Genomic DNA, 23,026 nt, shown 5'->3' on the forward strand with positions numbered 1-23,026 from the left:
GCCATGAAGAGTCTTCTTTCCCTGCTTTTTTCCGGCAAGTTCCGTTCCTCCCTTTTTTGTGCGGGGCTGTTTCTGATGAGCGCTTTTGTCGTTTCTCCGGTCCTCGGGGTTTCCGGTTTTGAAGGCGGGGACGGCAGCCGGGAATCTCCCTACCTGATTTCCGGCCCGGAGGGGCTGGCCGCGCTGGGCGGTTATTGTGGCCCGGCCCACAGGGACAAGCACTTCATCCTGACCGGGGATATTGTTCTGAAGGGAGCGTGGACGCCCATCGGCTCCTCTTCCGCCGTGGAAGACGGGACCGGGGCCTTCCAGGGCAAGCTGGACGGCCGCGGGCATACCATTTCCAATGTCTCCGTGCAGACGGACGGTCTTGCCCATGCAGGGCTTTTTGCGGGATTGTATGAGGCGGATATCCGGGACCTTCATCTCAGGAACGTTTTCATCTCCCAGACCGTCAGGGCTGTTTCATCCGCTGGCGGCCTGGCGGCTTTTTCCAGGGGAACCCGGTTCCTGTATTGTACCGTGGAAGGGAGCGTCAGCTCCCTTTATGAAGCAGGCGGCCTGGTAGGGCGGGATGGCGGTGGTTCCTCCTTTGTGCGGTGTGGTACTGCTTGCTCCGTTTCCGCTTCTTTTTTTGCCGGCGGCTTTCTGGCCACGGGGCATGCCGGAAGTTCCCTGGAGGGTTGTTATTCCCAAGGCCGCGTAGTGGTGACACGGGAAAGCGGCGTTGAGTTTGACTCCTTTTTCCATGGCTACGGCGGCGGGATGGTGGCTTTTCTGCCGGAGACGGATGACAGCGTATCCGCCACGTTCCGAAATTGTTTTTCCACCTGCACCGTGGAGGCCGATGATGAAGGCAAGACATTTACGCTGGGCGGCTTCATGGGGTTTGCCTCCTGCGCCGGATTCATGAACTGCGTTGCCTCCGGCAGCGTGCGTGTTCTTCATTCCGCCAAGGGCTGGGCCGGCGGATTCACTGGAGACAGCGTGCGTTGCCGATACGTGAACTGCGCTGCCAGAGGGGCGGAAGTACGTGCTTCCTCTTCCCAGGATTATGCCTGTGCGGGCGGTTTTTCAGGGAGGAACAGCCTGGGAATCAGTGAGAATTGCCGCTCCGTCTCCAGGGTGGCGGCGCACGCCGCGGCGGTCTCCGGAGCCTGTACGGCCATGGCGGGCGGTTTCACCGGGTACAACCACCGGGGAGGCACGTTCTCCCACTGCTATGGGGCCGGGAACGTGGAAGGAACGGCGGGATCCTATTACGCCATGGCGGGCGGATTTTGCGGCTATGACATGGAAGGGAGCTATACCGGATGCGCGGCTTCCGGGTCTGTCGCGGGCACGGCGTCCAGCGTTTATGCGGGGGGAATTCTGGGATACATGGCGGATTCCGTTCTGGAAAATAATGCCTTCAACAGCGCCTCCACGATTTCCGCGCATGGAGCGGATATTTCCGCAGTTCACGGTGCCAATAACAGGAATGGCGCCTCCGCATCCGTGGCCGGTTCCGGAAATGTGTGGAACGGACTGGGCTTTTCCTTTGGGGAAGATGACTCCTCTCCGTGGAAGATGGGAAAGAATGCCCTGCCGGAGCTGTACTTTGAATCTTCCCTAAAAGCGGTAACTATTTTCCATATTTCTCCCGAACAGCTTTCCCTGGGCAGGGAGGGCGCGGGGAGCGTGCGGGTAGACGTTGTTTCCGAGGGTGCGTGGAACGTTGCTTCCAATGCGTCCTGGGCCGTGCCGGAAACCTTCTCCGGCCATGGAGACGGAAGTTTCACCGTGACGGCTGCTCCCAACAATTCCTCCGCTTCCAGAAGCGGGATCATGGAGGTGACCACACCGGAAGGGCTGGTTCGCCTGCTTTCTATCACCCAGGCCGGCAATCCGTATGAACAATGGAAGAAGGACCGCTTTCCGGCCGGAACGCCGGAGGATCAAATGGCTCCGGACGCATGCCCGGCGGGGGACGGCATTTCCAATCTGATGAAGTACGCCACGGGGCTTGACCCGCTCAAGCCCTGCGGAAGCGTTACCCGGCTTACGGTCAGGGAAAAGGATGGCGGCGACAGCCGACTTGTACTTGAATGGCCCGTTAATCCGGAGGCCGTTGACGTGGAGCATTCCGTGGAGTGTTCCCCTGATCTGGAAACGTGGACGCCCGTTCAAGTCATGGAAACAAAGGGGAAAACGGAGGCGGTTTTTGAAGACCCGGAACCCGTGCACGGCGGAAACGCGCGCCGCTTCCTGTGCCTGAAAGTCACCCGTCAATAGGATTTACGGTTAAAAAATGCCCCGCATGCCGGAGACGCATGCGGGGCATTCCTTTTAAATGGCTGGGGCCGTCCGCGTTCAGGAATGATATTCCTGGAGGGAGCGGGGAGATACCTTCACGTGCTGTGCGGAACGGATGCCCTCCACCGTGGCCCTGGCGGCGGCGATGGTGGTCATGTACGGAATCTTCTTCTGGATGGACTGCATGCGAATGAAGGAGTCGTCAATCATGCTGGTGCGGTCCACCGGAGTATTGATAATCAGGTCAATCTGCTTGTTGGTGATCATATCGCCCAGGTTCGGGCGGCCTTCGTGCAGTTTGTTGACCACTTCCGTTTCCACACCCTGGCCGCGCAGGTATTCCGCAGTGCCGCCGGTGGAGACGATCTTGAAGCCCAGGGAGATGAGGTCCCGGGCGATGGGTTCAATGAACTTCTTGTCGCGGTCGGAGACGGTGACGAGCACCTTGCCGGAGGTCGGCAGGATGCAGCCCGCGGCTTCCTGGGCCTTGTAGTAGGCCATGCCGAAGTTGTCCGCAATGCCCATGACTTCGCCCGTGGCGCGCATTTCCGGTCCCAGCACGGGATCCACTTCCGGGAACATGTTGAACGGGAAGACGGCTTCCTTTACGCCGATAAAGCGGCAGGCGCGCGGCTTCAGGCCCAGGTCCTTGAGCTTCTTGCCCAGCATGATTTCCGTGGCGTGGCGCGCCATGGAGATGCCCGTGACCTTGGAGACGATGGGCACCGTGCGGGAGGCGCGGGGGTTGGCTTCAATGATGTACACCTCGTCGTCGCAGATGGCGAACTGCACGTTCAGGATGCCCTTCACCTGGAAGTCCTTGGCGATCTTGGCGGCGTGTTCCTCAATGGTGCGGACGTGCTTGGGGGCGATGGTCACGGGAGGAATGGCGCAGGCGGAGTCTCCGGAGTGGATGCCGGCCAGCTCAATGTGCTCCATGACCGTGGCCACGAAGGTGTCCGTGCCGTCGGCCAGCGCGTCCACTTCCGCTTCAATGGCATTGTCCAGGAAGCGGTCGATCAGCATGGGATATTCCGGGCTGACCTGAATGGCCTCCACGCCATAGCGCTTCAGGTTTTCTTCATCGTAAATGACTTCCATGCCGCGGCCGCCCAGCACGAAGGAGGGGCGTACCATCACCGGGTAGCCGATCCGGCGGCCCAGTTCCACAGCTTCCTCCAGGGAGCGGGCGGTGCCGCTTTCCGGCTGGCGGATATTCAGGGCGATCATGCGTTCGCGGAAATATTCGCGGTCTTCCGCCAGGCGGATGCCTTCCGGCTGGGTGCCCATGATCTTTACGCCGGCGTCCTTGAGGGCCTGGGCGATGTTGAGGGGGGTCTGGCCGCCGAACTGGACGATGACGCCTTCCGGCTTTTCCTTTTCGTAAATGGTCAGCACGTCTTCCACGGTCACGGGTTCAAAATACAGCTTGTTGGCCGTGTCAAAGTCCGTGGAGACCGTTTCCGGGTTGCAGTTGATCATGATGGATTCATAACCGTTGTCCCGCAGAGTGAAGGCGGCGTGCACGCAGGTGTAGTCGAATTCGATACCCTGGCCAATGCGGTTGGGACCGCCGCCCAGGATCATGATCTTCTTCTTGTCGCTCACGGCCACCTCATCCGGAGCGCCGCTGTAGGTGGAATAGTAGTATTCCGCGTGTTCCACGCCGCTGACGGGAACGATGCGGTAGGAGGCCACGATGCCGTTTTCAATGCGGCGGGTGCGGATGGCCTTTTCCGGAACGCCGAAGATCTGGGCCAGATACTTGTCGGAGAAGCCCATTTCCTTGGCCTGGTGCAGCGTCTTGACGGGCAGGGAATCCCATGTCTGGGCGTCCAGCGTGTAGTCGAAGTCCGCCAATTCCTTCATCTGCTCAATGAAGTAGGGAGTGATGCGGGTCAGCTTCACGATTTCCTCCACGGTCACGCCGCGGCGCAGGAGTTCGTAAATCTGGAAAAAGCGTTCGCTGTTGCCGTATGTAATTTTCTCACGCAGCTCCGGCGTGGTGAGGGCTTCCAGCTTCTTTACGCGGCCCAGGCCGGCGCGGCCGATTTCCAGGGAGCGCACGGCCTTCTGGAAGGCTTCCTTGAAGTTCTGTCCGATGCTCATCACTTCCCCCACGGCCTTCATCTGGGTGCCCAGCTTGTCGGCTGCCTTGGGGAACTTTTCAAAGGCCCAGCGGGCGAACTTGACGACTACGTAGTCTCCGTAAGGCTCGTATTTTTCCAGGGAACCCTTGCGCCAGTAGGGCAGCTCGTCCATCGTGATGCCGGAGGCCAGCTTGGTGGAGACGGAGGCGATGGGGAAGCCGGTGGCCTTGGAGGCCAGGGCGGAGGACCGGGAGGTGCGGGGGTTGATTTCAATGACGATGATGCGGTTGTCCTCACGGTTGTGGGCAAACTGCACGTTCGTGCCGCCCGTGACGCCGATGGCGTCCAGAATGCGGTAGGAGTAGTCCTGAAGCCTGTCCTGCACATCCTGCGGAACGGTCAGCATGGGAGCTACGCAGAAGCTGTCCCCGGTATGCACGCCCATGGGGTCCACGTTTTCAATAAAACAAACGGTGATCTTCTGGCCCTTGGCGTCGCGCACGACTTCCAGTTCCAGCTCTTCCCACCCCAGCACGCATTCTTCCACCAGCACCTGGTTGATCAGTGAGGCGGCCAGGCCGCGGGGAACCACCTGGCGCAGTTCCTCCACGTTATACACGATGCCGCCGCCCGTGCCGCCCATGGTGTAGGCGGGGCGCAGCACGACGGGGTAGCCCAGCTCGGCGGCCACCTTCTCCGCTTCCTCCACGGTATAGACGGGTTCGGACTTGGCCACCGGCACGCCGATTTTGTCCATAGTTTCCTTGAAAATGATGCGGTCTTCACCGCGGGCGATGGCTTCCAGGTCTACGCCGATAACTTCCACGTTGTACTGCTTCAGGATGCCTTCCTCGTTCAGCTTGGAGGCCAGGTTCAGGGCTGTTTGTCCGCCCAGGTTGGGCAGCAGGGCATCCGGGCGTTCCTTTTCAATCACCGCCGTAATGCGTTCCACAGTCAGGGGCTCAATGTAGGTGTGGTCCGCCATGCCGGGGTCGGTCATGATGGTGGCGGGGTTGGAGTTCACCAGAACGACGTCGTAGCCTTCGGCCCGGAGGGCCTTGCAGGCCTGGGTGCCGGAGTAGTCGAACTCGCAGGCCTGGCCGATGATGATGGGGCCGGAGCCGATGATGAGGATTTTGCGGATGTCTTCGCGTTTTGCCATGGTATGATGCCTCTATATATAATCCGTGGTGGTTAACAATAAATGCCGGAAACAGGGTCCGCCCAAGGTGCGTTGCCTCTCCGCTCCGCATACCCGGCGCGTGACCTGACGCACAGTAAGGGACGCCGCACGATAAGTCCAGACAAAACAACAGGAAGCTTCAAGAGAAGGTTTGTGCCGGAATCTGGCGTTTTACATGGAAAAGGAAAGATGCGGCTATTTTTCCGTCCCTGTCCCTACTCCTTGCCGGCAACGCCTGGAAAGCGCCGCCGTAGGGACCGGAACGGGATTTCTCCGTGTGGCCTTGGCAGGAACGGCCGGGGATTTTCCTGCATCATTCGGCGAATGTGCTCCTTTTATTTCTCATCGGGTTCCGGTTCAGGGGAAATCCGCGGCACTCCGTTCTTGCCATTTTCCGCCGCGCCTATACTCTGGGGGAAGAAGATGAGGAATGCCCTGATGTTGATTTGCTGTCTCGGTCTGCTGTATTCTCCGGCAGCCCTGTCGGCGGGTTCTTTCTCCGCGGCCCGCCCGTCTGCCGGCCAGCGGGAAAACGAGGCCGCATGGTATCGGTCTGTGCGGAGCGGACTGTCCCGGTTCAAGGACGGTGGCGGCTACAAGGCCAACCGGCAGGCGTTGGAAGCCTTGGTGCAGAAAGCCTGCCGCTGGGATGCCAAGGCCGGAAAACCCGTTTTCCTAATTCAGGAAGCCAGACCCTCCTTCTGTTCCTCCGCCTGTTATCTTCTTCTTCTTAAAGCTTTGGAAATTTGGAATTACGAACGGTCCAAACCCGTTATTTCCGAGCGTGCGTGGCTGGCCCTGATGCCACGCATCGGCCAGCATGACGGCGACGGTCCGTGGGGCTGGGCCAACGCGAACGGGCCGGGATTTGCCATGCTGGTGCATTCCCTGGGTGCGGGAGTGAACTTCGAGGACTGGAGCCAGGCCCGGCCGGGAGATTTCATGAAGATTTTCTGGACGGACCACATCGGCCGCAAGGAATCCGGGCACCTGACGGTGCTGGTGAAGGATGGCGGAGACGAGGTGACTTTCTGGTCTTCCAACGTCCCGGACGGTTATGGATCCAAGACGGTTCCCAAATCCAAAATCAAGAGGGTCATTTTTACACGCATCACCCGTCCGGAACGGTTTAATCTGGCCCCTTCCATCGGCCATAATGCGTGGCTGGCTTCCCTGCTGAAGCAGGACGTGAGCATGAAAGAGGTCCGCAGCCACTGCGGCATGAAGGAGCCATGAACATCCCGGCATGATGGAAGAAATTCAGCAGTCTGTGGAGAAACGTTCCTTTCCGCCGTCCGTGACGCCGGAATGTTCTGTACTTGTGCTTGGTTCCCTGCCGGGGGACGAATCCCTGCGGCAGGTGCAGTATTACGCCCATCCGCGCAATGCGTTCTGGAAAATCATGGGGGAGCTGCTGGAGTTTGACTTTTCCCTGCCGTATGAGGAACGTCTGCGCCTGCTCAACCGGGGGGGAGTGGGGCTGTGGGACGTGGTGGCCTCCGGTCTCAGGCCCGGAAGCCTGGACCAGCACATCACCCGGGAACGGCCCAATGACATCGCTGCGCTGCTGGAACGCTTTCCGGGCATAATCACGGTATGCTGCAATGGCACTGCCTCCTACAAGTACCTTAAACGGTATTTTCCGGAATTGTTTCTCCGGGAATTCCCCAGCATCATCCAAATGCCGTCCACCAGTCCGGCGGCGGCGCGCCTGAGCTATGACCAGAAGCTCCGGGTATACGGGGAGGTGATTCTCCCGCTCCTCAAAGGCGTGGCGGAATAAGGCAAATTTAGGGCAATGCCCGGAAGGTCCCTATTTCTGTTTCCGGGAAGTCTTTGCTCCGGCGGCTTTCAGGAGGGCGACCAGGGCGTTCTTTTGCGTGGCGATGGCCCGGTCCAGCGGCGTAGTCCCGTTCGGGTCGCGGTAATTCACATCCACCTTGTGTTCAATCAGCAACCTGGCAACTTTATTCGTGGAACTCTCCAGAAGGCCCGTGGTGCCCGCCACAACCCAGAACGCGGCTTCCGAATTGGCCGGCTTGTAATGCCCAAAGCGCGGCTTGCCGTTGAGCTTGTTGGGATCTGCCCCATCATTCAGGAGGAGCTTGACGGTCTCCGTGCTTCCATACCGGGAAGCGGTGAGCAGCAGGGTTCTCCCGTCATTGCACACGTAATCCGGATCAGCTCCGTTTTCCAGAAAGTAGGTAGCCTTGGAAATGGCTCCGCTGAAGTTGTTTCTGCTGAGGATGGAGGAAACTCCATTTCCACGGCCAGGGCGCAGGACTTGTCGCCTCCTTTTTCCTCCCCCTGCCAATTGACGTCCACCCGGCACGAATGAAGGCTTTTACTTTGGAAAGATCGGGTTTGGTCCCCTGCTCTGGAAGTTCTGATAGGTCGTTTTTCCGTTGATGGTCGTGGAAGAATTCCTGTTTTCCCGTGCGGGCCTGTAATCCTTGAGCTTGTACAGGTATTCGTACAATTCCAGCCCTTTTTTCTGTCGTGTGGCCTGGTTAATGGACGGATCGACGGGGAGGGGCGCCATTTTGGGAATCAGGCGCAGGGAACGTTCCGCTGTGCGGTGTCCCTGCCGGGCGGCCTTGGCCTCCATATAAATTTGCCTTCCCTCTTCCGGAGTGACGGCCTGGGCGGTCATTAAACCGGCAAGGACGGCGGGCAACAGCAGGAATAAATATCGGTTCATATTCGTGCAGAGGGAGGGGAGATGGGGGACGGAAGGGCTCTCTGAAAAATGCGGACGACCGGAAAGCCGTCCGCTCCTACTTGCCGGATTCCTTGGAAGTTTTGGCCCCTGCGGCTTTCAGGATGCGCACCAGCCCATCCCTCTTCCGCGCAATGGCGCGGTCCAGGGCCGTTGTGCCGTCCCTGGCGCGGCGGTTGACGTCCGCCTTGTGCTGGATCAGCAGGTTGGCGACGGCTTCCAGGTCCGGGTCTTTGGCGTTGGTGGAATTGGCTGCGGCCCAGAGGGCCGTTTCCCCGTTGCCGGGTTTGTAATTTTTTTTGCGCGGTAACGTCAGGGTTTTGTCGGGGTCTGCCCCGTATTCCAGAAGCAGGGCTGCGAATTCCTTCTGCCCGTGCCTCGCGGCCCAGACAAGCAGAGGATAGCCCGAATCCCTTACGTAGTCGGGATCGGCTCCGTTTTCCAGCAGGTACTTCGCCTTGGAAAGAGGATAGTCGTTGGAATAGCGGCTGAGCAGGGAGAATGAGTTGCCGATCTTGCCGTTTTCTTTCAATTCCACATTGACGTCCGCACCATTGGCAATGAGCAGGTCCGCCAGTTCGTAAAACTCCATGTTGACGGCCAGGGCCAGGGGGCAGGATTTGTAATTCTGCGTATCTTCCCCCTGATAGTTGACATCCGCTCCGGCACGGATGAGGGCGCTGACCGCGGCCAGATTCGGAGCCGTTCCCTGTGCGGGGATTTTTCCTTTCTTATCGCGGCCAAATGTTTTGACGACAACTTCTCTCTCCGCCTTGTAATCCTTGAGCTTGTACAGGTATTCGTACAATTCCATCCCTTTTTTCTGTCGTGTGGCCTGGTCGACGGACGAGTTGACGGGCAGTGGCGCCATTTTGGGAATCAGGCGCAGGGAGCGTTCTGCCGTGCGGTGTCCCTGCCGGGCGGCCTTGGAAAACCAGAATTTGGCCTGGGAGGGGCTGCGTTTGACTCCATCCCCCTTCAGGTAACAGAGACCCAGCCTGTATTGAGCCTCCGCCTTTCCGGCCTTGGCTTCCGCATAAATCTGTTTGCCCTCTTCCGGGGTGACGGCGAGGATGGAGGCCACACCAGCAAGAGCGGTGGCTAGGAGCAGGATGCATGGGTATGTATTCATGGGTGTGTGTTGGTTTGGAAAAAAGGGAGATGTCCGGTCAGGAGGAGCCTACGGCGGCAAGCAGGTGCACATCCAGCGCCAGGGCCTCGTGGATGTTGAAATTCAGATCGTCCCGCAGTTTGTTGATCGCTTCCATGCGCCGCAGCAGTTCGTTCACGGGCATTTGCGCGGCTAGGGTCTGCACCTCCGGATGGATGGGAGCGACTCCCGGAGCGCCGGAAGCGATCAATGCCGCCTGCCCGAACCAGCTGCTCAGCAATTCAAGGGCTTGGGAGCGCTGTTCCAGGTACTCCGTTTCTATCTGGGCGGCGTTGGCGTCCTTGTTTCGGGATTCCCAGTCCGTGGTGTCCGTGCCCTGGGCAGCCTCTTTCGCTTCGTCTTTCAGGGCCTGGTTCATGTTTTTGGTGATGGCGGCTTTCGCCTCCGTCATAACGTCGATGAACTTGCTGCGGAAGGCCAGGGCCGCCAGATCGTTATTGAGGTTGCGGCAGGTTTCCAGCCAGTGGGGAAGCAGGGCCTCCTGGGTGGGGGTGAGCCTGAATTCTCCGGATTGCAGGAGATTGACGCGTACGCAGCGGGAAATAATCGTCTGCAAAAGCTGGTCCGGCTGGGCTGTGGCCAGGATGAGCAGGCATTGGCTGGGCGGTTCTTCCAGGGTTTTCAGGAAGGCGTTGGCCGCTTCGTCATTCATGCGTTCCGCATCCATGAAGATGGCAATCTTCCATTTTCCCTCTGCCGCGCATTGCTGGAGAAAGGGCTCCACGCCCCGGATGTCATCCCGCAGAATGCGGCGGGACTTGGATTTGGGGCGTACCAGCCGGCAGTATTCGTCGCGCACGCCGTCCAGATGGTCCGCCCGGATTCCGTTGATCAGTTCCAGCAGTTGCAGGATCAGGCGGGACGCGCCCTGGTGCTCGTCGCCCACGATGAGAAGAGCGTGGGGAAGCCTGTTGCGGGAGAAGGCGGTGCGGAGCAGGTCGAACGCTTGGGATGCCGTGAATGCCATACCGCCCTATGAAAGCATTTCGTTGCGTCAGAGCAACAGAAAAGATTGGTATATGCCGAATATTTCATGTACTAAGGGGGCCGGTTATGGAACAAAATGACATCGCATCCAGGATTGTCTTTGCCGACCGCGGCAAGGTGAATGTGGAAAAAGGCGTGGAATTCGCCCCCAAATTTGACCAGAATGGCCTGATTCCGGCCCTGGCCATGGACCATGTGACCCATGAACCCCTGATGCTGGCCTATATGAATGCGGAATCCCTGCGCATGACCATGGAACTGGGGGAAGCTGTTTATTATTCCCGCAGCCGCCAGGAAATCTGGCACAAGGGTGCGACGAGCGGCCATGTGCAGAAAGTGAAGCAAATTTTGATCGACTGCGACCAGGACGCCCTGATCGTGCTGGTGGACCAGTGCGGCGCCGGAGCCTGCCATACCGGGCACCACTCCTGTTTTTACCGTTCCGTCCCGTTTGGCGACGAACTGAAAGCACAGCCTCAGGGGCAGCCCCTTACCCTGCGGCAAGCGGACGGCGGCGTTGTCTTTGATGCCGAGGCCGTATACGGCAAGGGCCATTGATTCTTCTTTTGCGCGTCAATCTGCGTTCACCGGGTTGACGCGGTCTCGTTCCCTCCTGTAAAGTCATGAATGTGAAAAAGCTGCTTGTCCTCATGGCCGCCGTGGCCGGAACCTTCATACTGTGCCAATGTTCTTCGGAAGCACCTCCCCCTCCCGGAACCGTCCGCATGGTGGATCAGAAAGCCATCTCTCTGATGCAGGAAGCCAAGGGGAAAGAGGAGAAAAACGACCTTTCCGGAGCTATCAAGAAGTACAGGCGCGTGGTGGAAAAGCATCCCCTTTCACGGGAAGCCCCGCAGGCCAGGTTCAGAATGGCGGAACTTTACGAGGCCCGGAAGGACCCTGCCGAAGCTTTTGACCAGTACCAGAAGCTGATAGACCGCCACCCGGACAGCCCCTTGTACGCCAGAGCCATGGAACGGCAGAAGGAAATGGCTTTTGGCGCGGCCAGCGGCGCGCTGACCAACCGTGTTCTGTGGATGTTCGACGTACGGATGGACCCCAGAAACGTGACGGAATGGCTTAACCATGTGCGGGACAATGCTCCTTATGCGCCTTCCGCCCCGCAGGCCATGAATGTGCTGGGCAACTATCTGGCGGCTCGCGGCCGCATGAAGGAAGCCATTGAAGCCTACCAGAATCTGGTGGATAATCATCCGGATTCTCCGCTGGCCCCCATGGCCCAGCTTCAGATCGCCACCCTGTATCGCCAGGCGGCTGCCGACGGTGACCGCAACCACGTCAACGTGGCCCGCGCACAGGAAGCGTATGAAGACTACCTGCAGCGCTACCCGAATACCGCCAAAGCCGGAGCCGTCCGCGCGGACTTGGCCGCCATGAAGCGGGAACTGATAGCCCAGCAGCTGGAAGTAGCGGAATACTACCTGACCAAGATGAAGGACACGAACGCGGCCATCTTCTGCTATCAGGAAGTGGCTTCCAAAGGGGATGTCAATCCCGCCGCCGCCGTAAAGGCGAAGGCCCGCCTGAAGCAGCTGGGCGTGACCGTCAGGTAACAGAATCCCTCTTGCCATCATGAACCGTATCCGGACCGTCTTGAAACTCCTGTTGCCCGTTCTCTCTCTTCTGGCCGGTTCCTGCGGTTACCAGATGGGGGGCACCAAGCCGCCCAAACTGGAATTTGCGCAAACCGTCAAGGTCGACCTGTTTGCAAACAACTCCCTGGAGCCCCGCGCCGCCACGCTGGTGACAGGAGCGCTGGCGGATGAACTGCAGAGGGACGGCACCTATCGGCTGAGCTCCCGCGGTAATGCGGACATCCGGGTGCAGGGGGAGGTTTACTCCATCTCTTTCGACCAGCTCCGTTCCTCCCGGGAAGACACGTATAAAAGCTCGGAACTCGGCTTGCGCCTGGCCGTCAAATACCAGGTGGTTGACGGCAGGACGGGCAAAGTGCTTTATAAGGGGTCGGCTGAGGAAGTCGGCCAATTCTTTGACGTGGGGAACATCCAGACGGCGCGGACAAATGCCCTTTCCTACGCGGCGCGCCTGGTGGCAACCTCCATTGCGGAAATGCTGACCAACGGCTAGTGTTCCGCGTTATTCCGGGAGTATCCTTCACATGGCGGAAATAGAATACAGCGTTTACTTTGTTCCGGTCCCCATCGGCAACCGGGCGGATGTCACCCTGCGGGCGCTGGATGTGCTGCGCAAGGTGGATGCCATCGCCTGCGAGGACACGCGCCATTCCGGGCTTCTGCTGAGCCATTATGAAATACGGAAGCCGCTCCTGAGCATGCACGACCACAACGAACAGTCGCGCGGCGCGGAAATCGCCTCCCGCGCCGCGGGCGGAGAAAGCTTTGCCGTCATTAGTGACGCGGGCATGCCGGGTGTGAGCGATCCGGGCTACCGCCTCATCCAGACCCTCAAGGAAAAAGGAGTGAGCTTCACCGTTCTGCCGGGGCCCTCCGCCGTGGTTACGGCTCTGGTGGGGTCCGGCCTGCCTACGGACGCTTTCTTCTTTGGCGGCTTTCTGCCCGTCAAATCCGGGAGAAAGGGGGCCATGCTCCAAAACGCTGTTGAAGCAAGCCATACGAGCATCTTCTACGAATCCCCCCACCGCATCGTCAAGACCATGCGGGCGCTGGCGGCTCTGGACCCACATGTGCCCGTCTGCGTGGCGAGGGAATTGACCAAGACCTTTGAAACCTACCATCGCGGCTCCGCTTCCCGTCTGGCGGCGGAATTTGCGGAACGTGCCCCCAAGGGGGAAATCGTGCTGCTGGTAGGCGGCGTGAATGCGCCGCGCTTGTCCTGAAGGTGCGCTTAGGGAGGATTCATGCAGATGTACCCGGACGAAAAAAATCCGGAATACGTTCTTCCCTTTAATCTTTAGGCATCCGTCATTTGCCTTCTTCTCCTCCGGGTGGCGGAGGGCTGCGCCGGACTTATCAACTTGACCCTCGAAATGTGTCATGATAGTGTTCTAACATCATGCTTGAGGATAGAAGATCACGTTCCTCGCGCAAAGCACCTGATTTGGTGACTGACGAGCTTATTGTCATTCTTCATGAGGCCGGAATGCTGGAATTCAATGAAATCTTTCAGCGTGCCGTCGTCGTGATGAAGGAAAAGCACATGTCCCTGGGCGGCGAGGAAATCCTGAGGCTGAGAATTTATGAGAAACTCCAGAACTTGGTCAGCTCCGGCGGTCTGGTGAAAAAGGGCCGCGAATATACCGCCCAATCCAAGTTGATGACCTTGAAATCGGAGCCGTTGCCGGATACCCGCCTGTAGTGTGTCGATTTTTTAAGGTTATGCCGGAACATAAGGGTTCCGCTATGAACAGGGTTAAGCTCAATGGTTTTCCGAACTTCTGCAGGAAAATGATTGCTTGCTCCGGGGAAAGAGGAGTGCTGTCCATGGTAAACTTATCGCAGAATATTCAGAGTGAAGAATTTCATTTGTTTTCAGGCATTGGAGAGATTGAACGTGAACTCCATGATACCAAACATGTTACTCCTTCTGCCGAAGCCGTTTGTAATAATTCACATAATCTTCGGGGCCTATGTCATTTCCAAATTCGGCGCCTATTTTGGAGTCGATCTTTTTCCCGTCGGGACTCACCAGAATGCGAGTAGGATATAAGCCGATTCCGTACTTCTCTTCCAGCGGAGTCGGTTTTTTGGTGGATTTTTTGCTCGTTTTTACAAGAAGGCCGAGAGCTACGCCTTTCATGCCGCGTTTGAATGCGGCGGATTCAATATCCTTGATGGGGGATTTTTTCCAGGGATCGGGAAAATAAATGAGCACAGGAAGATTATATTTTACCGCATCTGCCATCACGGCTTCCGCTTTTGAATCCGGAGTCCATTTAAAATCGGGAATGGAGCTATCCTGAACCTTATTCTTCTCCATGTCGTTGAACATCTTTGGTCCGCCTGCGCTGCTTGTTTCCTCCGGATGGACTATTGGGAGATTTTTGATGCTTGACGGATATTTTCTAGCGGCGTTTCTGGTGACAGATACAATGCTGTTGAACAAATAAGGTTTGACGGAATGTTTGATCATGATTTGTTTTACGTACAGTTCGTGCTTTCATCCATTCAGAAATTCGATTCCGTCCAGAACTTTGGAAAACCCGTCCTGCTTCCTGCTATCCGGATGGGAACTGACGGAATATCCGTTTATTTTAATTCTCTCAAGGCCATACCCGTATTCATCATGAACCATGGCGCCCGGCCGCAAGGCTTCATGTGGAATGAGCCGTTGAGGGATGTGGCTGTAAAAGAAAGGGAACGTCAATTTGTATCTCTCTGAGTACTCGGCCAATTTGGACTCGTCATCATCGGAGAATCCTGGGATATATCCTAAAAATTGAATACGGTCATATTTTTCCTGCATGAATCGTATCCTCTCAAGCAACCGGGTTCTCTCCAGTTCATATGTTGCGTTGGAGCAGTCTCCCAGACTGCATAAGAGAAGGTAAGGTTTTTTGCCAGGGATTTTGGAAGGAATCATTTTTTTACCGGCGGAATCATATTGGTAAAGAGGAGTCTTGTTGATTTCAAACCATATATTGACGAGGGCGGTTTCAGAAAAATCCATTTTTTGGACGGTATCCGGCTTGATGTAGGTACGTTCCCCCTCCGGTAAGGCATCAAACTCTTCAAGTTTAGCCATGAGCTCCTGTGGATCCCTCGAGGAGAAGGGGACTTCACGTCCCTTGCCGTCGAAGACATGAATAGCGGGCGTGCCGTTCGTGTAATTGGGGTAAAAGCGGCATGGCAAATGGGATGGAAGCAGGTATGGATAGGGCAGCGGGTTGTCCAGTTTTTTCAGACGATTGACCACCCTGTCGTCAAAATCGTGTTCGCCCGGTAAAAATACGACAATACATTCGGTAGGAACCTTGCTCTTTTTCAGGGCTTTTTGCCACGCAGTGGAAGAATTCCCGCTAATGAGATCAATACTGGGACCGCAGCCAATACTTGAAAAAATGAAAACGTAATATCCGGCTTTTTCATTTACTGAAGCGGAAGCCCCCTTGGCATTGACAGTCCTCCCTTTTAAAGCCCGGGCTACTGGGGAAATGTCGTCATTTCCCCATGTCGAATTCAACCCCAAGAGAATAAAAAGAAGGAGAAGGAATGATTTTTCTGATGAAGTTCATGAATGCATATGGATTGGTGACGTGATTGAATGTATGAGATTTCCTTTTTGATGGGTAGATATTCTGATTTTTTTGTGGATTATATACTTTAATCTTTCCATCCTCATTTGTCCGAATTTCCTTAATTGGATTATTGGATAAAGGATAATATAAACGTTTAGCATTAAAATCTAACCGTTTGATAGAAGATAAACAATAGAACAGAATTATCCTATATAACTCCGTTTTTCATTCAAGTTCAATAGTGATCTGTCCTCCGAAAATAGATCCACAAAGAAAGTTAGGTTTGCTGACCTGACGAAAAGCAGTGAAGAAAAAATACAGTGTAAAAGGAATCCAGGGGACAGTCACCTTTTGCTTCCATTTTCATTGTTTCTTTCTACTTCAGTGTTGAAACAATGTTTATGTATCTTACAAGTTAGCGGGATTTGCTTAGCAAACGATAGACTTCCCCGGCTTTTTCCTTGTCAAAATTACTCCCGTTCAGAGTTTCCTCGGTATGATTTGATGCTTCCAGGGCATAATCTGCGGCTGTTTTTCCCTTGTGGTCCTTGGCGGAGACATCTGCTCCTTGGTCAAGCAGGATTTTCACTGTCTCCAACCAGCCTAATTGGGCGGCCAGGATTAATGGAGTTTTCCCATCACTATCACGGGTATTGACGTCAAGGCCCGCCTTGATCAGGATGGGAACGGCAGAAGCACAATTGTTGTAGGAAGCTACATGAAGAGCATTTTGTGTGGAATGTTTGCTGGTGGCATGAATATTGGCTCCTTTGGCAAGGAGTGTCTTGATGATGTTGACGTTTTCATGTTTGCGCATACACATATGGATGAGGACTGGCCCGGAGGAAGGGCAGACAGCATAGCTCGGAGTCGTGTTAATGTCGCATTCCGCCCCATGTTCCAGCAGAAAGTGTAACAAAATTTCATTTTCGTTCCAACAAGCATAATATAGGGAACTGCCATGATCCCTTTTAATATCAAATCCGTTTTCTTCCAGCAAATATCGCATAACAGCCAGATGGGGGCAATCTGGTTTACGACATTTGCAATTGCTTGCAGCCTGTCCCAGACAGGCGGAATGAAAGGGGATACCCTGTTCTTTCAGGAAGCGGAGCATATTCAAATCTCCTCGCCGTGCGGCAAGATAGGTAGTCCCTAATCCTGAAATGTCTGCATTCGGTATGTGCTGCAAAAGCAACTTTATCATCGGGATATGACCGGATGCCACCGCCGCATTCAAGATGAGGGAATGCTCTGGGTGGGTGTAGAGGATGTTGTCGCGGTTGCGTTTTTCAACTTTCTGGTCAAGATTTACCCCGTGTTTGATAAGTAGTTCCATCATGGGAACATTGCCGGATTCCGCCACGATTATGGCGGGAAACGCCTTATTTCCCGTCCGGCCGTAATAAGTGTATCCTTCCTGATTAAGATTTACACCGTGCTTGATAAGCACTTCCATCATGGGAACATTGCCGGATTCTGCCACGACGGCAACAGGAGTTGTTTTTTGGGTGAGGATCTCTACTTCCTGATTGATGTCAATCTTGTATTTTTTAATCAGTTTCTCCGCCTCCCGAGCCGATTTTTCGAACAAACGTTTCTGTTTTTGTTGATTTTGTTTCTGCTTCATGGCAGAGGGGGAAGATGTCTTGCCCTGTGGTTTTGATGACTGTAAATTCCTTTCATTGCAGGAAGAGGCTTTGAGTGTATCGCCCAATAAGGAGGCGAATTGCTTCATAGGGTTATCTCTGTCATCCCGGGCGAAGGACTGGGGAATGAACAGAAACAGGAAAAGGAGGAGGGCGGATAATGGCTTGTTAAAAAATGGAGGGATCATCTGCATGCAATGGGGTGGAGTGGTTCTGATGGAAGGGAACTTAGTTGGAAGGCTCAAATGATTCGGAGCGGGAAACGAGTTCAGGTACGTTGCGGCTCTTCAAATTCTTCCGTCTCGGGGAGGAGTTCGATACATTCCTCATCCCCATGGATGGATACGTTCGCAGGGAAAATGATTTCCATGCTCTGTACGGTTTCAACCTCAGGGGAATGGTCGCTGGTCCAGTAGCCTTCCACGGAGACATGGTAAACGGAACCTTTGACGGAGGTGAAAGTGAGGAGGGCCGGCGTCCCTTTGTTCTCTTTCGCATCGTAGGAGCCATCTCCTGAAAGTTTTTCATAACGAATTCTCTGGGGCCAAGTCTTTGTAGCGTGGGTAAGGATAAGCTGAGCCGTATTACCCTGCGGCTTGTACAGGATAATGCATAAATCATCTGCCTTACAGAATATTTCCTTCTCATCAGCCATCTTGATTCTGATGGAAGCTCCGTCCAGGGATTGGGGAGCCTTCACTTCTTCCTGCGAAAAGGCGGAAGGGGCGCACACAAGAGCCATGAAAGCAGATAAAAATGTAATGGGTATTTTATTCATGCGAATTTAGCTAACATGATGAATTGGCCTTATGTCTTTTTAAAGAGTGGATGTTATTGGGAGATTAACGGCAGAATAATTTTAATACTCAGCAGCTTTTCTCTGAAAATGACAGTATAGTTAGGTTCCTGGGCATCATTTGTTTCCGGATCTGTCGTGTATCCGTATAAATATCCGAAAAAAGCTCCTTCATAAATTTTATCGGATGATTTCTTTGTAAAGACGATGTATGGCTCGGGGTCAAACATGGTCATAACTTCTTCAAATGTATCCGAGGCGGAAAGACAAAGGGAAATATCCGGTTTTCCAGGCTGCTTGTCCAAGTCCAAAACAATTCCGGCTTCTTTTTCATCCGGATATTTTAGGAAGTAGTATAATAACATGCAGTTACTCCCGATTTTGTAACTGAAGGCTCTCTTATCCGTCTGGATCTGAAGGATGGCGCCTTCTTTCAGGGTTTTTGGCCCTTTTGTACTGCCCGTCACAGGACGGTTATCGTCAGGAAAAATAAACTCAATTTTTTTATCTTCCAGCATGGCTAGACGTTTTTGTTCCTCTTCGCCTCTGTAATTATAATGGGAAAACATGGATCCCGCGACTGTTCCGGAATAAATATTCCCTTTTTGTCCGGTGAAGGTAACAAAAGCCGGTTTTACTTTTTCTCCATAGACTTCTTCTATTGTTGTGGAACCGGTAAGCGAGTCTGAAAGATGGATTCTGGGCATGAGCCGCTTATGGTAGCGTATGATCATCCGGGCTGTATTTTTCCAAGGTTCATATCGTTCAATAGTAATGTTGGATGGATAGTATAATTCCCCGTCCAGATTGATTGTCGCCCCATTGATGGAACCGGGTGCCTCAATATATGCGGCGCACACTCCGGCTCCGCAGACGGCGGTAATAACAGGCAGAGGAAGTAATGAAAGAAGATTCATGGAATGTGGAGAGGAGATAGTAAATTAAAGATCACAGCTTTGAACGATATTGAGCAGTTCTTCCAGAATTCGGCAGCGCGTTTCAGTCATTTCAATGATCATGATGTTCATATTGGCTTTGAACCACCCGTCCTCTTTCCTGTTTTCATCACCTTTTTTAAGGCAGAATCCGTAGGCATACATGGTGGCGTCTCTGGCGGTAAGCCACGCTTGCTGGGAAGTCTTTAACGGTTCCGCCAGTTCCGGACGGAGCGCGTAATACCTCTGCAAGCGCTGGTAAACCCGTTGAAGTCTTTTTTCCCAATAGAACCAGAGTTTCACCCTGATTCTATTGGCTTGTTGTTCGTTGTTTGGATTACTGGATTTTTTGAGCAGCACCGTCAGTTCCTGCTTGTCAGGGACTATTCCGTTTTGCTGTTTTTCCGGAGCTCCTTTTGAAATATTACCGTAAAACATGAACAGTAACACGAGAGCCGTCATTTTCATTGGTAACGAAAGAGCCTGCATCATTTGTTGAAATATTGGAATCCGGATTCTTCAGCAAACGTTCGGGATGCGTTCCTTTGCGGGAAGGACGATTGAGGAATCAAGCTTCCTTCGTTCCTGAGAGAACAAGTTTTTTATACATAGCTGCAATGAGAGAGATTCCCATTACCGGAGCCAACAAAATGTTAATGACCATACCCAGGTCGGAACTGACCAGGGATATGAGACCGAGGAGAACCCCAAACGATACCGATAGAGCAATTGAGGCCAGAAAGTAGGAAAACTTGTTCCCGTAAGTGTATTTATTGCTTAATGTCAGTGCCTCTGTGGGATTGACTCCCTTGTCAATCAAAAGAATAGGCGCCAGCATCCATGAATAGGCCAGGACGATGCCGGGGATGATAAAGAGACATAAACCAATCGCTATTCCGAAGATCATTAGAGAAGCCATGATAAAAAATTCTCCAAAGAATTGCCTGTAGCGTCTGGCAAAAATACATGTTGGAGAAATAATTTTTCCCTTGGCCAAATCCACAGGAAGATTAAATATGGCTATCGTGGTTCCTATATGGATGTATGGAATCCAGATGGTTAAAATCCACAGGATAACTGCCAGAAAAACAGATAAAAAGTTTTTGAAGGCAATGGCATACGTATCCAATAAAATAGACAGAAATCCCTTGCCTACCTCTCCTTTGGCGAGAGCATGGAATTTTTGATTTTGTCTGGAAGGCTCTGAAGAACCGGGTCTGCCTTGCGGCGGCAGGATGTCACTTAAACAGCTCCATTGGGCATCCCCCTTCCGGATGACATTGGCGGATTCACGGATGGCTCCCTGTTCCAGCAGCTTGCGCAGTTCCTGTTTGCTGACGGGGCCTGTAACCTGTCCGTCGGCTGAGGCATAATAGTATGTTTTATCTGATTCGTTCTGATCCGCGGTTTGAGACGGCAGGAAGTCACTCAAACGGCTCCATCGGGCATCCCCTTGCCGGATGACATTGGTGGATTCACGAATGGTTTCCTGCTCCAGCAGCTTGCGCAGTTCCTGTTTGCTGACGGGGCCTGTAACCTGTCCGTCGGCTGAGGCATAATAGTATGTTTTATTTGATTCGTTCATAACGGTTCAATATATGTATCTGTTGGTTGGAAAAGCGCTTGGCGTCTTTATTGGCCAGCGTGATGGCGATGCGGAGGGGGCTGGACAGCGCATCAGGAAGCCATGAAACTTACCCTTGCAGGAATGGCTTTCCCGTTCAGGTAACTGATGCCGAATCTCCCGTGCGGACAGGTGCAGATTCTGTAAGAATCAGGGCGAAGACCGTCAGGAAATATGTTCTGCCCGGACATGAGTGACGTAAAGTAATGGTGTCAGGATTTTTTCCAGCCTCTCAGGATGGATAAAAGCAGTTCCGGCACAAGAGCCGCGAAGATATAGCACAAATGAAGAGCTATGGGCGCTGCCAGCAGTGAGAGCCATCCAATCACGCCGCATATGGACAATTCTCCCGACATCAGCAACCGAACAAGGAGACCTCCCTTGTCTTCGGAAAAGAGGACGGAACAACAAAAGCCGCACAATCCCAACAACCATACGGGAATTAGCGTCTGCGCCGCTACCAGCGCGAAGCGGAGCTGATACATCATATATCCAATAAGGTCCGAAGGCCCGGAGGCTTCCTTATCCGTCACTTCCATGAAAAGTCGGTCGCAATTCAAATGCAGCCAGATCATGTACAACTGGGAAGCCAGAGCCAGAATCGCCAGAAAAATAAAGAGCCCTTTTACAAAGAAGAGGGAAATGAGCGTGCCAAGCAATAAAATACACAATATGATGACATTGAGCCGGGGCAGCAACATGGAGGATAACACCGGCTTCCTGTTATAGAAATAGTTGACATTGGCTTTTGAGAACAAGCCGGAAATGTATTGCAGGATGACGCCTAGAAGAAAGCCTCCTCCCAACGCCGTCAGGAAGGTCCCTCCAGACATCCCGCCGTTTGCCTCCGCTGCCTTTTGTGCGGTTTCCATGGCTCTGGTATTGAACGTGGAATAAGGGTTCATGTACATGGATTTGGGGGCGGAAACAATGGAAGCAACGGCAAAAGCCAACAGGATGGATGTCAAAATCGTCATCACACTTGTCAGATGAATGGTGAAATTGACCCACTTTTTAAAGTAAGGCACCAATTTTCTGAATCCGAACAAACTGTACAGACGATTATCTATAAACGTATTGAGGTCATTGAGAGTTTTCTCGACTATATCCATGATCTGGACAGCTCCGTCGATGGCAGAAACACGGTTCTCTTCTTGCCGCTCCGTTGGCAGGGGCGGCAAGAAGACAGGGATGGGGGAGGGAACAAATGCGGTGTCTTTCCCGGACTGGTCATAATTCTTCAGCGCCTGCCTGATCTGACGCCATTGGGTTTCTCCTTTCCTGATGACATTGTCGGATTCATGGATGGTTCCCTGTTCCAGCAGCTTGCGCAGTTCCTGTTCGCTGACGGGGCCTGAGGCTTGTCCGCCGGGAGGGGCATAATAGTATGTTTTATCTGATTCATTCATAACGGCATGAATGGTGTGTATCTGTTGGCCGCAAAAGTTTGCGTGGGATTTATATGGAGCTAGAGAACGGTGGCATGTGACGGTTGGTTCCGGCAGGCTTCCGCCTTTTCCAATCTTTCTCCGCCAAGGGTGAATAGATCATTTCTGACAACAGGGAGGAAGGGAAGTGAGCCGTTCTCATGCCCATTCTGCATCACATTGTTTATTAGGGCAGCGTAATGACAATGCCGGCAAGCTTGATCCCGATCTCCTGTCCTATATTGGTCACCATATACCCCTTGACCGTGCCTGTGTATGTGTTTCCCTTTCTGCTGGTGAACGTAATGACGGCCAGTTGTTTCTTGTCATCATTCACCCACTCTTTAAAAGAACTGGCGCTGGTAATGATCCAATTCCTGGATTTTTGGGCATTAAATTGTTCAGAGTACTCAAAAGAGATCAGGGCAGTATTTCTTTGAGGTATATAGTCGCTTTTATTAATCCAGTATTCCCCTGATTTGAGCGTTTTTTTAGAAACGTTGTCTTCTCCTTCCAGTTTGTATTCAATGGTAATGGTAGCTCCGGCGATGGATTGCGGGGCATGGATGATGCTGGCTTCCTCCTTTTTCTTTTTTTCTAGCAGATTTTTCAGCTCCCGTTCCTTTGTTTTCAGTAAACGAAGTTGGTGCTCACTTTCCTGCAGGAAACGCTGCAGGGCGTCCATATTTTGATCCTGCTTGAGTATTTGCCGCTTAAGATATTCTTCTTGTTTCCCCAAAATGGAATCGGCATCAGGGTTCTGGGTATTCGGATGATGTTTGTTGAGTTGTTCTTCCAAGGAGGATTTTTCTTCTTCCAGGGAGGCGATTTTCTGCCCGGCATGCTGGAATAGTTCCCGGTTTTGTCCGTATGACCTGAACAACCATCCCGGAAAACCCAGAGAGAGAGCTAGAACCGAAGAGAGAATAAGGATTTTCATGGGGTAAGGGCGG

Annotated in this window: 22 protein-coding genes; 8 read left to right on the plus strand and 14 right to left on the minus strand. The window is 53.7% G+C overall.

All coding sequences use genetic code 11. The features are described from left to right. The first annotated feature begins 3 nt into the window (after window positions 1-3). On the plus strand, window positions 4-2,274 hold the full coding sequence (locus tag V3C20_RS06610) for a BACON domain-containing protein (RefSeq protein WP_161981236.1): 2,271 nt from the start codon (window positions 4-6) through the stop codon (window positions 2,272-2,274). Window positions 2,275-2,352: 78 nt separating this feature from the next. On the opposite strand, the gene carB is transcribed toward V3C20_RS06610, so the two are convergent. Then, a complete protein-coding gene (gene carB, locus V3C20_RS06615) occupies window positions 2,353-5,547 on the minus strand; it encodes a carbamoyl-phosphate synthase large subunit (RefSeq protein WP_130083302.1) in 3,195 nt (1,064 codons plus the stop codon). A 459-nt stretch (window positions 5,548-6,006) separates the two neighbouring features. Between carB and V3C20_RS06620 the strand changes: the two genes are divergently transcribed. Together V3C20_RS06620 and V3C20_RS06625 are read left to right on the plus strand one after the other, a co-directional pair. Next, on the plus strand, window positions 6,007-6,804 hold the full coding sequence (locus tag V3C20_RS06620; protein WP_130083301.1) for a hypothetical protein: 798 nt from the start codon (window positions 6,007-6,009) through the stop codon (window positions 6,802-6,804). Between the two features lie 10 nt (window positions 6,805-6,814). Next, a complete protein-coding gene (locus V3C20_RS06625) occupies window positions 6,815-7,351 on the plus strand; it encodes a DNA-deoxyinosine glycosylase (protein WP_202975644.1) in 537 nt (178 codons plus the stop codon). Window positions 7,352-7,381: 30 nt separating this feature from the next. Here the strand turns inward: V3C20_RS06625 and V3C20_RS06630 are convergent, their stop codons facing one another. From V3C20_RS06630 to V3C20_RS06645, 4 genes are all read right to left on the minus strand, one after another. Next, window positions 7,382-7,900 carry an ankyrin repeat domain-containing protein gene (locus V3C20_RS06630; RefSeq protein ID WP_130083300.1) on the minus strand — a complete coding sequence of 173 codons (519 nt, stop codon included), beginning with the start codon at window positions 7,898-7,900 and terminating at the stop codon, window positions 7,382-7,384. A gap of 12 nt (window positions 7,901-7,912) precedes the next feature. Further along, window positions 7,913-8,269: a hypothetical protein gene (locus V3C20_RS06635; RefSeq protein ID WP_130083299.1), complete on the minus strand. Its 357-nt coding sequence runs from the start codon at window positions 8,267-8,269 to the stop codon at window positions 7,913-7,915. 76 nt (window positions 8,270-8,345) lie between these two features. Continuing rightward, entirely contained in the window at window positions 8,346-9,419 is a 1,074-nt protein-coding gene (locus tag V3C20_RS06640; RefSeq protein ID WP_130083298.1) for an ankyrin repeat domain-containing protein, read from the minus strand. A 37-nt stretch (window positions 9,420-9,456) separates the two neighbouring features. Continuing rightward, a complete protein-coding gene (locus V3C20_RS06645; protein ID WP_130083297.1) occupies window positions 9,457-10,425 on the minus strand; it encodes a hypothetical protein in 969 nt (322 codons plus the stop codon). A gap of 86 nt (window positions 10,426-10,511) precedes the next feature. On the opposite strand from V3C20_RS06645, the gene hisI reads away from it, so the two are divergent. The 5 genes from hisI (at window position 10,512) to V3C20_RS06670 (ending at window position 13,763) form a co-directional block, all read left to right on the plus strand. Continuing rightward, entirely contained in the window at window positions 10,512-11,003 is a 492-nt protein-coding gene (hisI, locus tag V3C20_RS06650) for a phosphoribosyl-AMP cyclohydrolase (protein ID WP_130083296.1), read from the plus strand. A 65-nt stretch (window positions 11,004-11,068) separates the two neighbouring features. Continuing rightward, window positions 11,069-12,019, plus strand: coding sequence for a tetratricopeptide repeat protein (locus V3C20_RS06655; RefSeq protein ID WP_130083295.1), 951 nt, complete (start codon window positions 11,069-11,071; stop codon window positions 12,017-12,019). A 19-nt stretch (window positions 12,020-12,038) separates the two neighbouring features. Then, window positions 12,039-12,554, plus strand: coding sequence for an LPS assembly lipoprotein LptE (gene lptE / locus V3C20_RS06660; protein ID WP_130083294.1), 516 nt, complete (start codon window positions 12,039-12,041; stop codon window positions 12,552-12,554). A 31-nt stretch (window positions 12,555-12,585) separates the two neighbouring features. After that, window positions 12,586-13,284 (plus strand): 16S rRNA (cytidine(1402)-2'-O)-methyltransferase, encoded by a 699-nt coding sequence (gene rsmI, locus V3C20_RS06665; protein ID WP_130083293.1) that lies wholly within the window; start codon window positions 12,586-12,588, stop codon window positions 13,282-13,284. A gap of 224 nt (window positions 13,285-13,508) precedes the next feature. Continuing rightward, window positions 13,509-13,763: a hypothetical protein gene (locus V3C20_RS06670; protein ID WP_130083292.1), complete on the plus strand. Its 255-nt coding sequence runs from the start codon at window positions 13,509-13,511 to the stop codon at window positions 13,761-13,763. A gap of 219 nt (window positions 13,764-13,982) precedes the next feature. Here the strand turns inward: V3C20_RS06670 and V3C20_RS06675 are convergent, their stop codons facing one another. The 9 genes from V3C20_RS06675 to V3C20_RS06715 all read right to left on the minus strand — a co-directional run bounded on the left by V3C20_RS06675 (window position 13,983) and on the right by V3C20_RS06715 (window position 23,013). Beyond that, on the minus strand, window positions 13,983-14,537 hold the full coding sequence (locus tag V3C20_RS06675) for a hypothetical protein (RefSeq protein ID WP_149873797.1): 555 nt from the start codon (window positions 14,535-14,537) through the stop codon (window positions 13,983-13,985). 27 nt (window positions 14,538-14,564) lie between these two features. Beyond that, window positions 14,565-15,593, minus strand: a complete 1,029-nt coding sequence (locus V3C20_RS06680; RefSeq protein ID WP_130083290.1) for a hypothetical protein — start codon at window positions 15,591-15,593, stop codon at window positions 14,565-14,567. A 464-nt stretch (window positions 15,594-16,057) separates the two neighbouring features. Continuing rightward, window positions 16,058-17,485, minus strand: coding sequence for an ankyrin repeat domain-containing protein (locus V3C20_RS06685; RefSeq protein ID WP_130083289.1), 1,428 nt, complete (start codon window positions 17,483-17,485; stop codon window positions 16,058-16,060). Window positions 17,486-17,559: 74 nt separating this feature from the next. Further along, a complete protein-coding gene (locus V3C20_RS06690) occupies window positions 17,560-18,033 on the minus strand; it encodes a hypothetical protein (RefSeq protein WP_130083288.1) in 474 nt (157 codons plus the stop codon). An 89-nt stretch (window positions 18,034-18,122) separates the two neighbouring features. Beyond that, window positions 18,123-19,004, minus strand: coding sequence for a hypothetical protein (locus V3C20_RS06695; RefSeq protein WP_130083287.1), 882 nt, complete (start codon window positions 19,002-19,004; stop codon window positions 18,123-18,125). Window positions 19,005-19,028: 24 nt separating this feature from the next. Next, complete coding sequence (locus V3C20_RS06700) at window positions 19,029-19,514, minus strand: lysozyme inhibitor LprI family protein (RefSeq protein WP_130083286.1); 486 nt, start codon at window positions 19,512-19,514, stop codon at window positions 19,029-19,031. A 76-nt stretch (window positions 19,515-19,590) separates the two neighbouring features. Then, window positions 19,591-20,607: a DUF4339 domain-containing protein gene (locus tag V3C20_RS06705; RefSeq protein WP_149873375.1), complete on the minus strand. Its 1,017-nt coding sequence runs from the start codon at window positions 20,605-20,607 to the stop codon at window positions 19,591-19,593. Window positions 20,608-20,858: 251 nt separating this feature from the next. After that, the gene (locus V3C20_RS06710; RefSeq protein WP_130083284.1) at window positions 20,859-22,055 is read right to left on the minus strand and encodes a DUF4339 domain-containing protein; all 1,197 of its coding nucleotides are present in this window, start codon (window positions 22,053-22,055) and stop codon (window positions 20,859-20,861) included. A 205-nt stretch (window positions 22,056-22,260) separates the two neighbouring features. Then, a complete protein-coding gene (locus tag V3C20_RS06715) occupies window positions 22,261-23,013 on the minus strand; it encodes a hypothetical protein (protein ID WP_130083283.1) in 753 nt (250 codons plus the stop codon). Window positions 23,014-23,026 lie beyond the last annotated feature (13 nt).

This window comes from Akkermansia sp. RCC_12PD, from assembly GCF_036417355.1.
In the GTDB taxonomy this organism is placed as follows: domain Bacteria; phylum Verrucomicrobiota; class Verrucomicrobiia; order Verrucomicrobiales; family Akkermansiaceae; genus Akkermansia.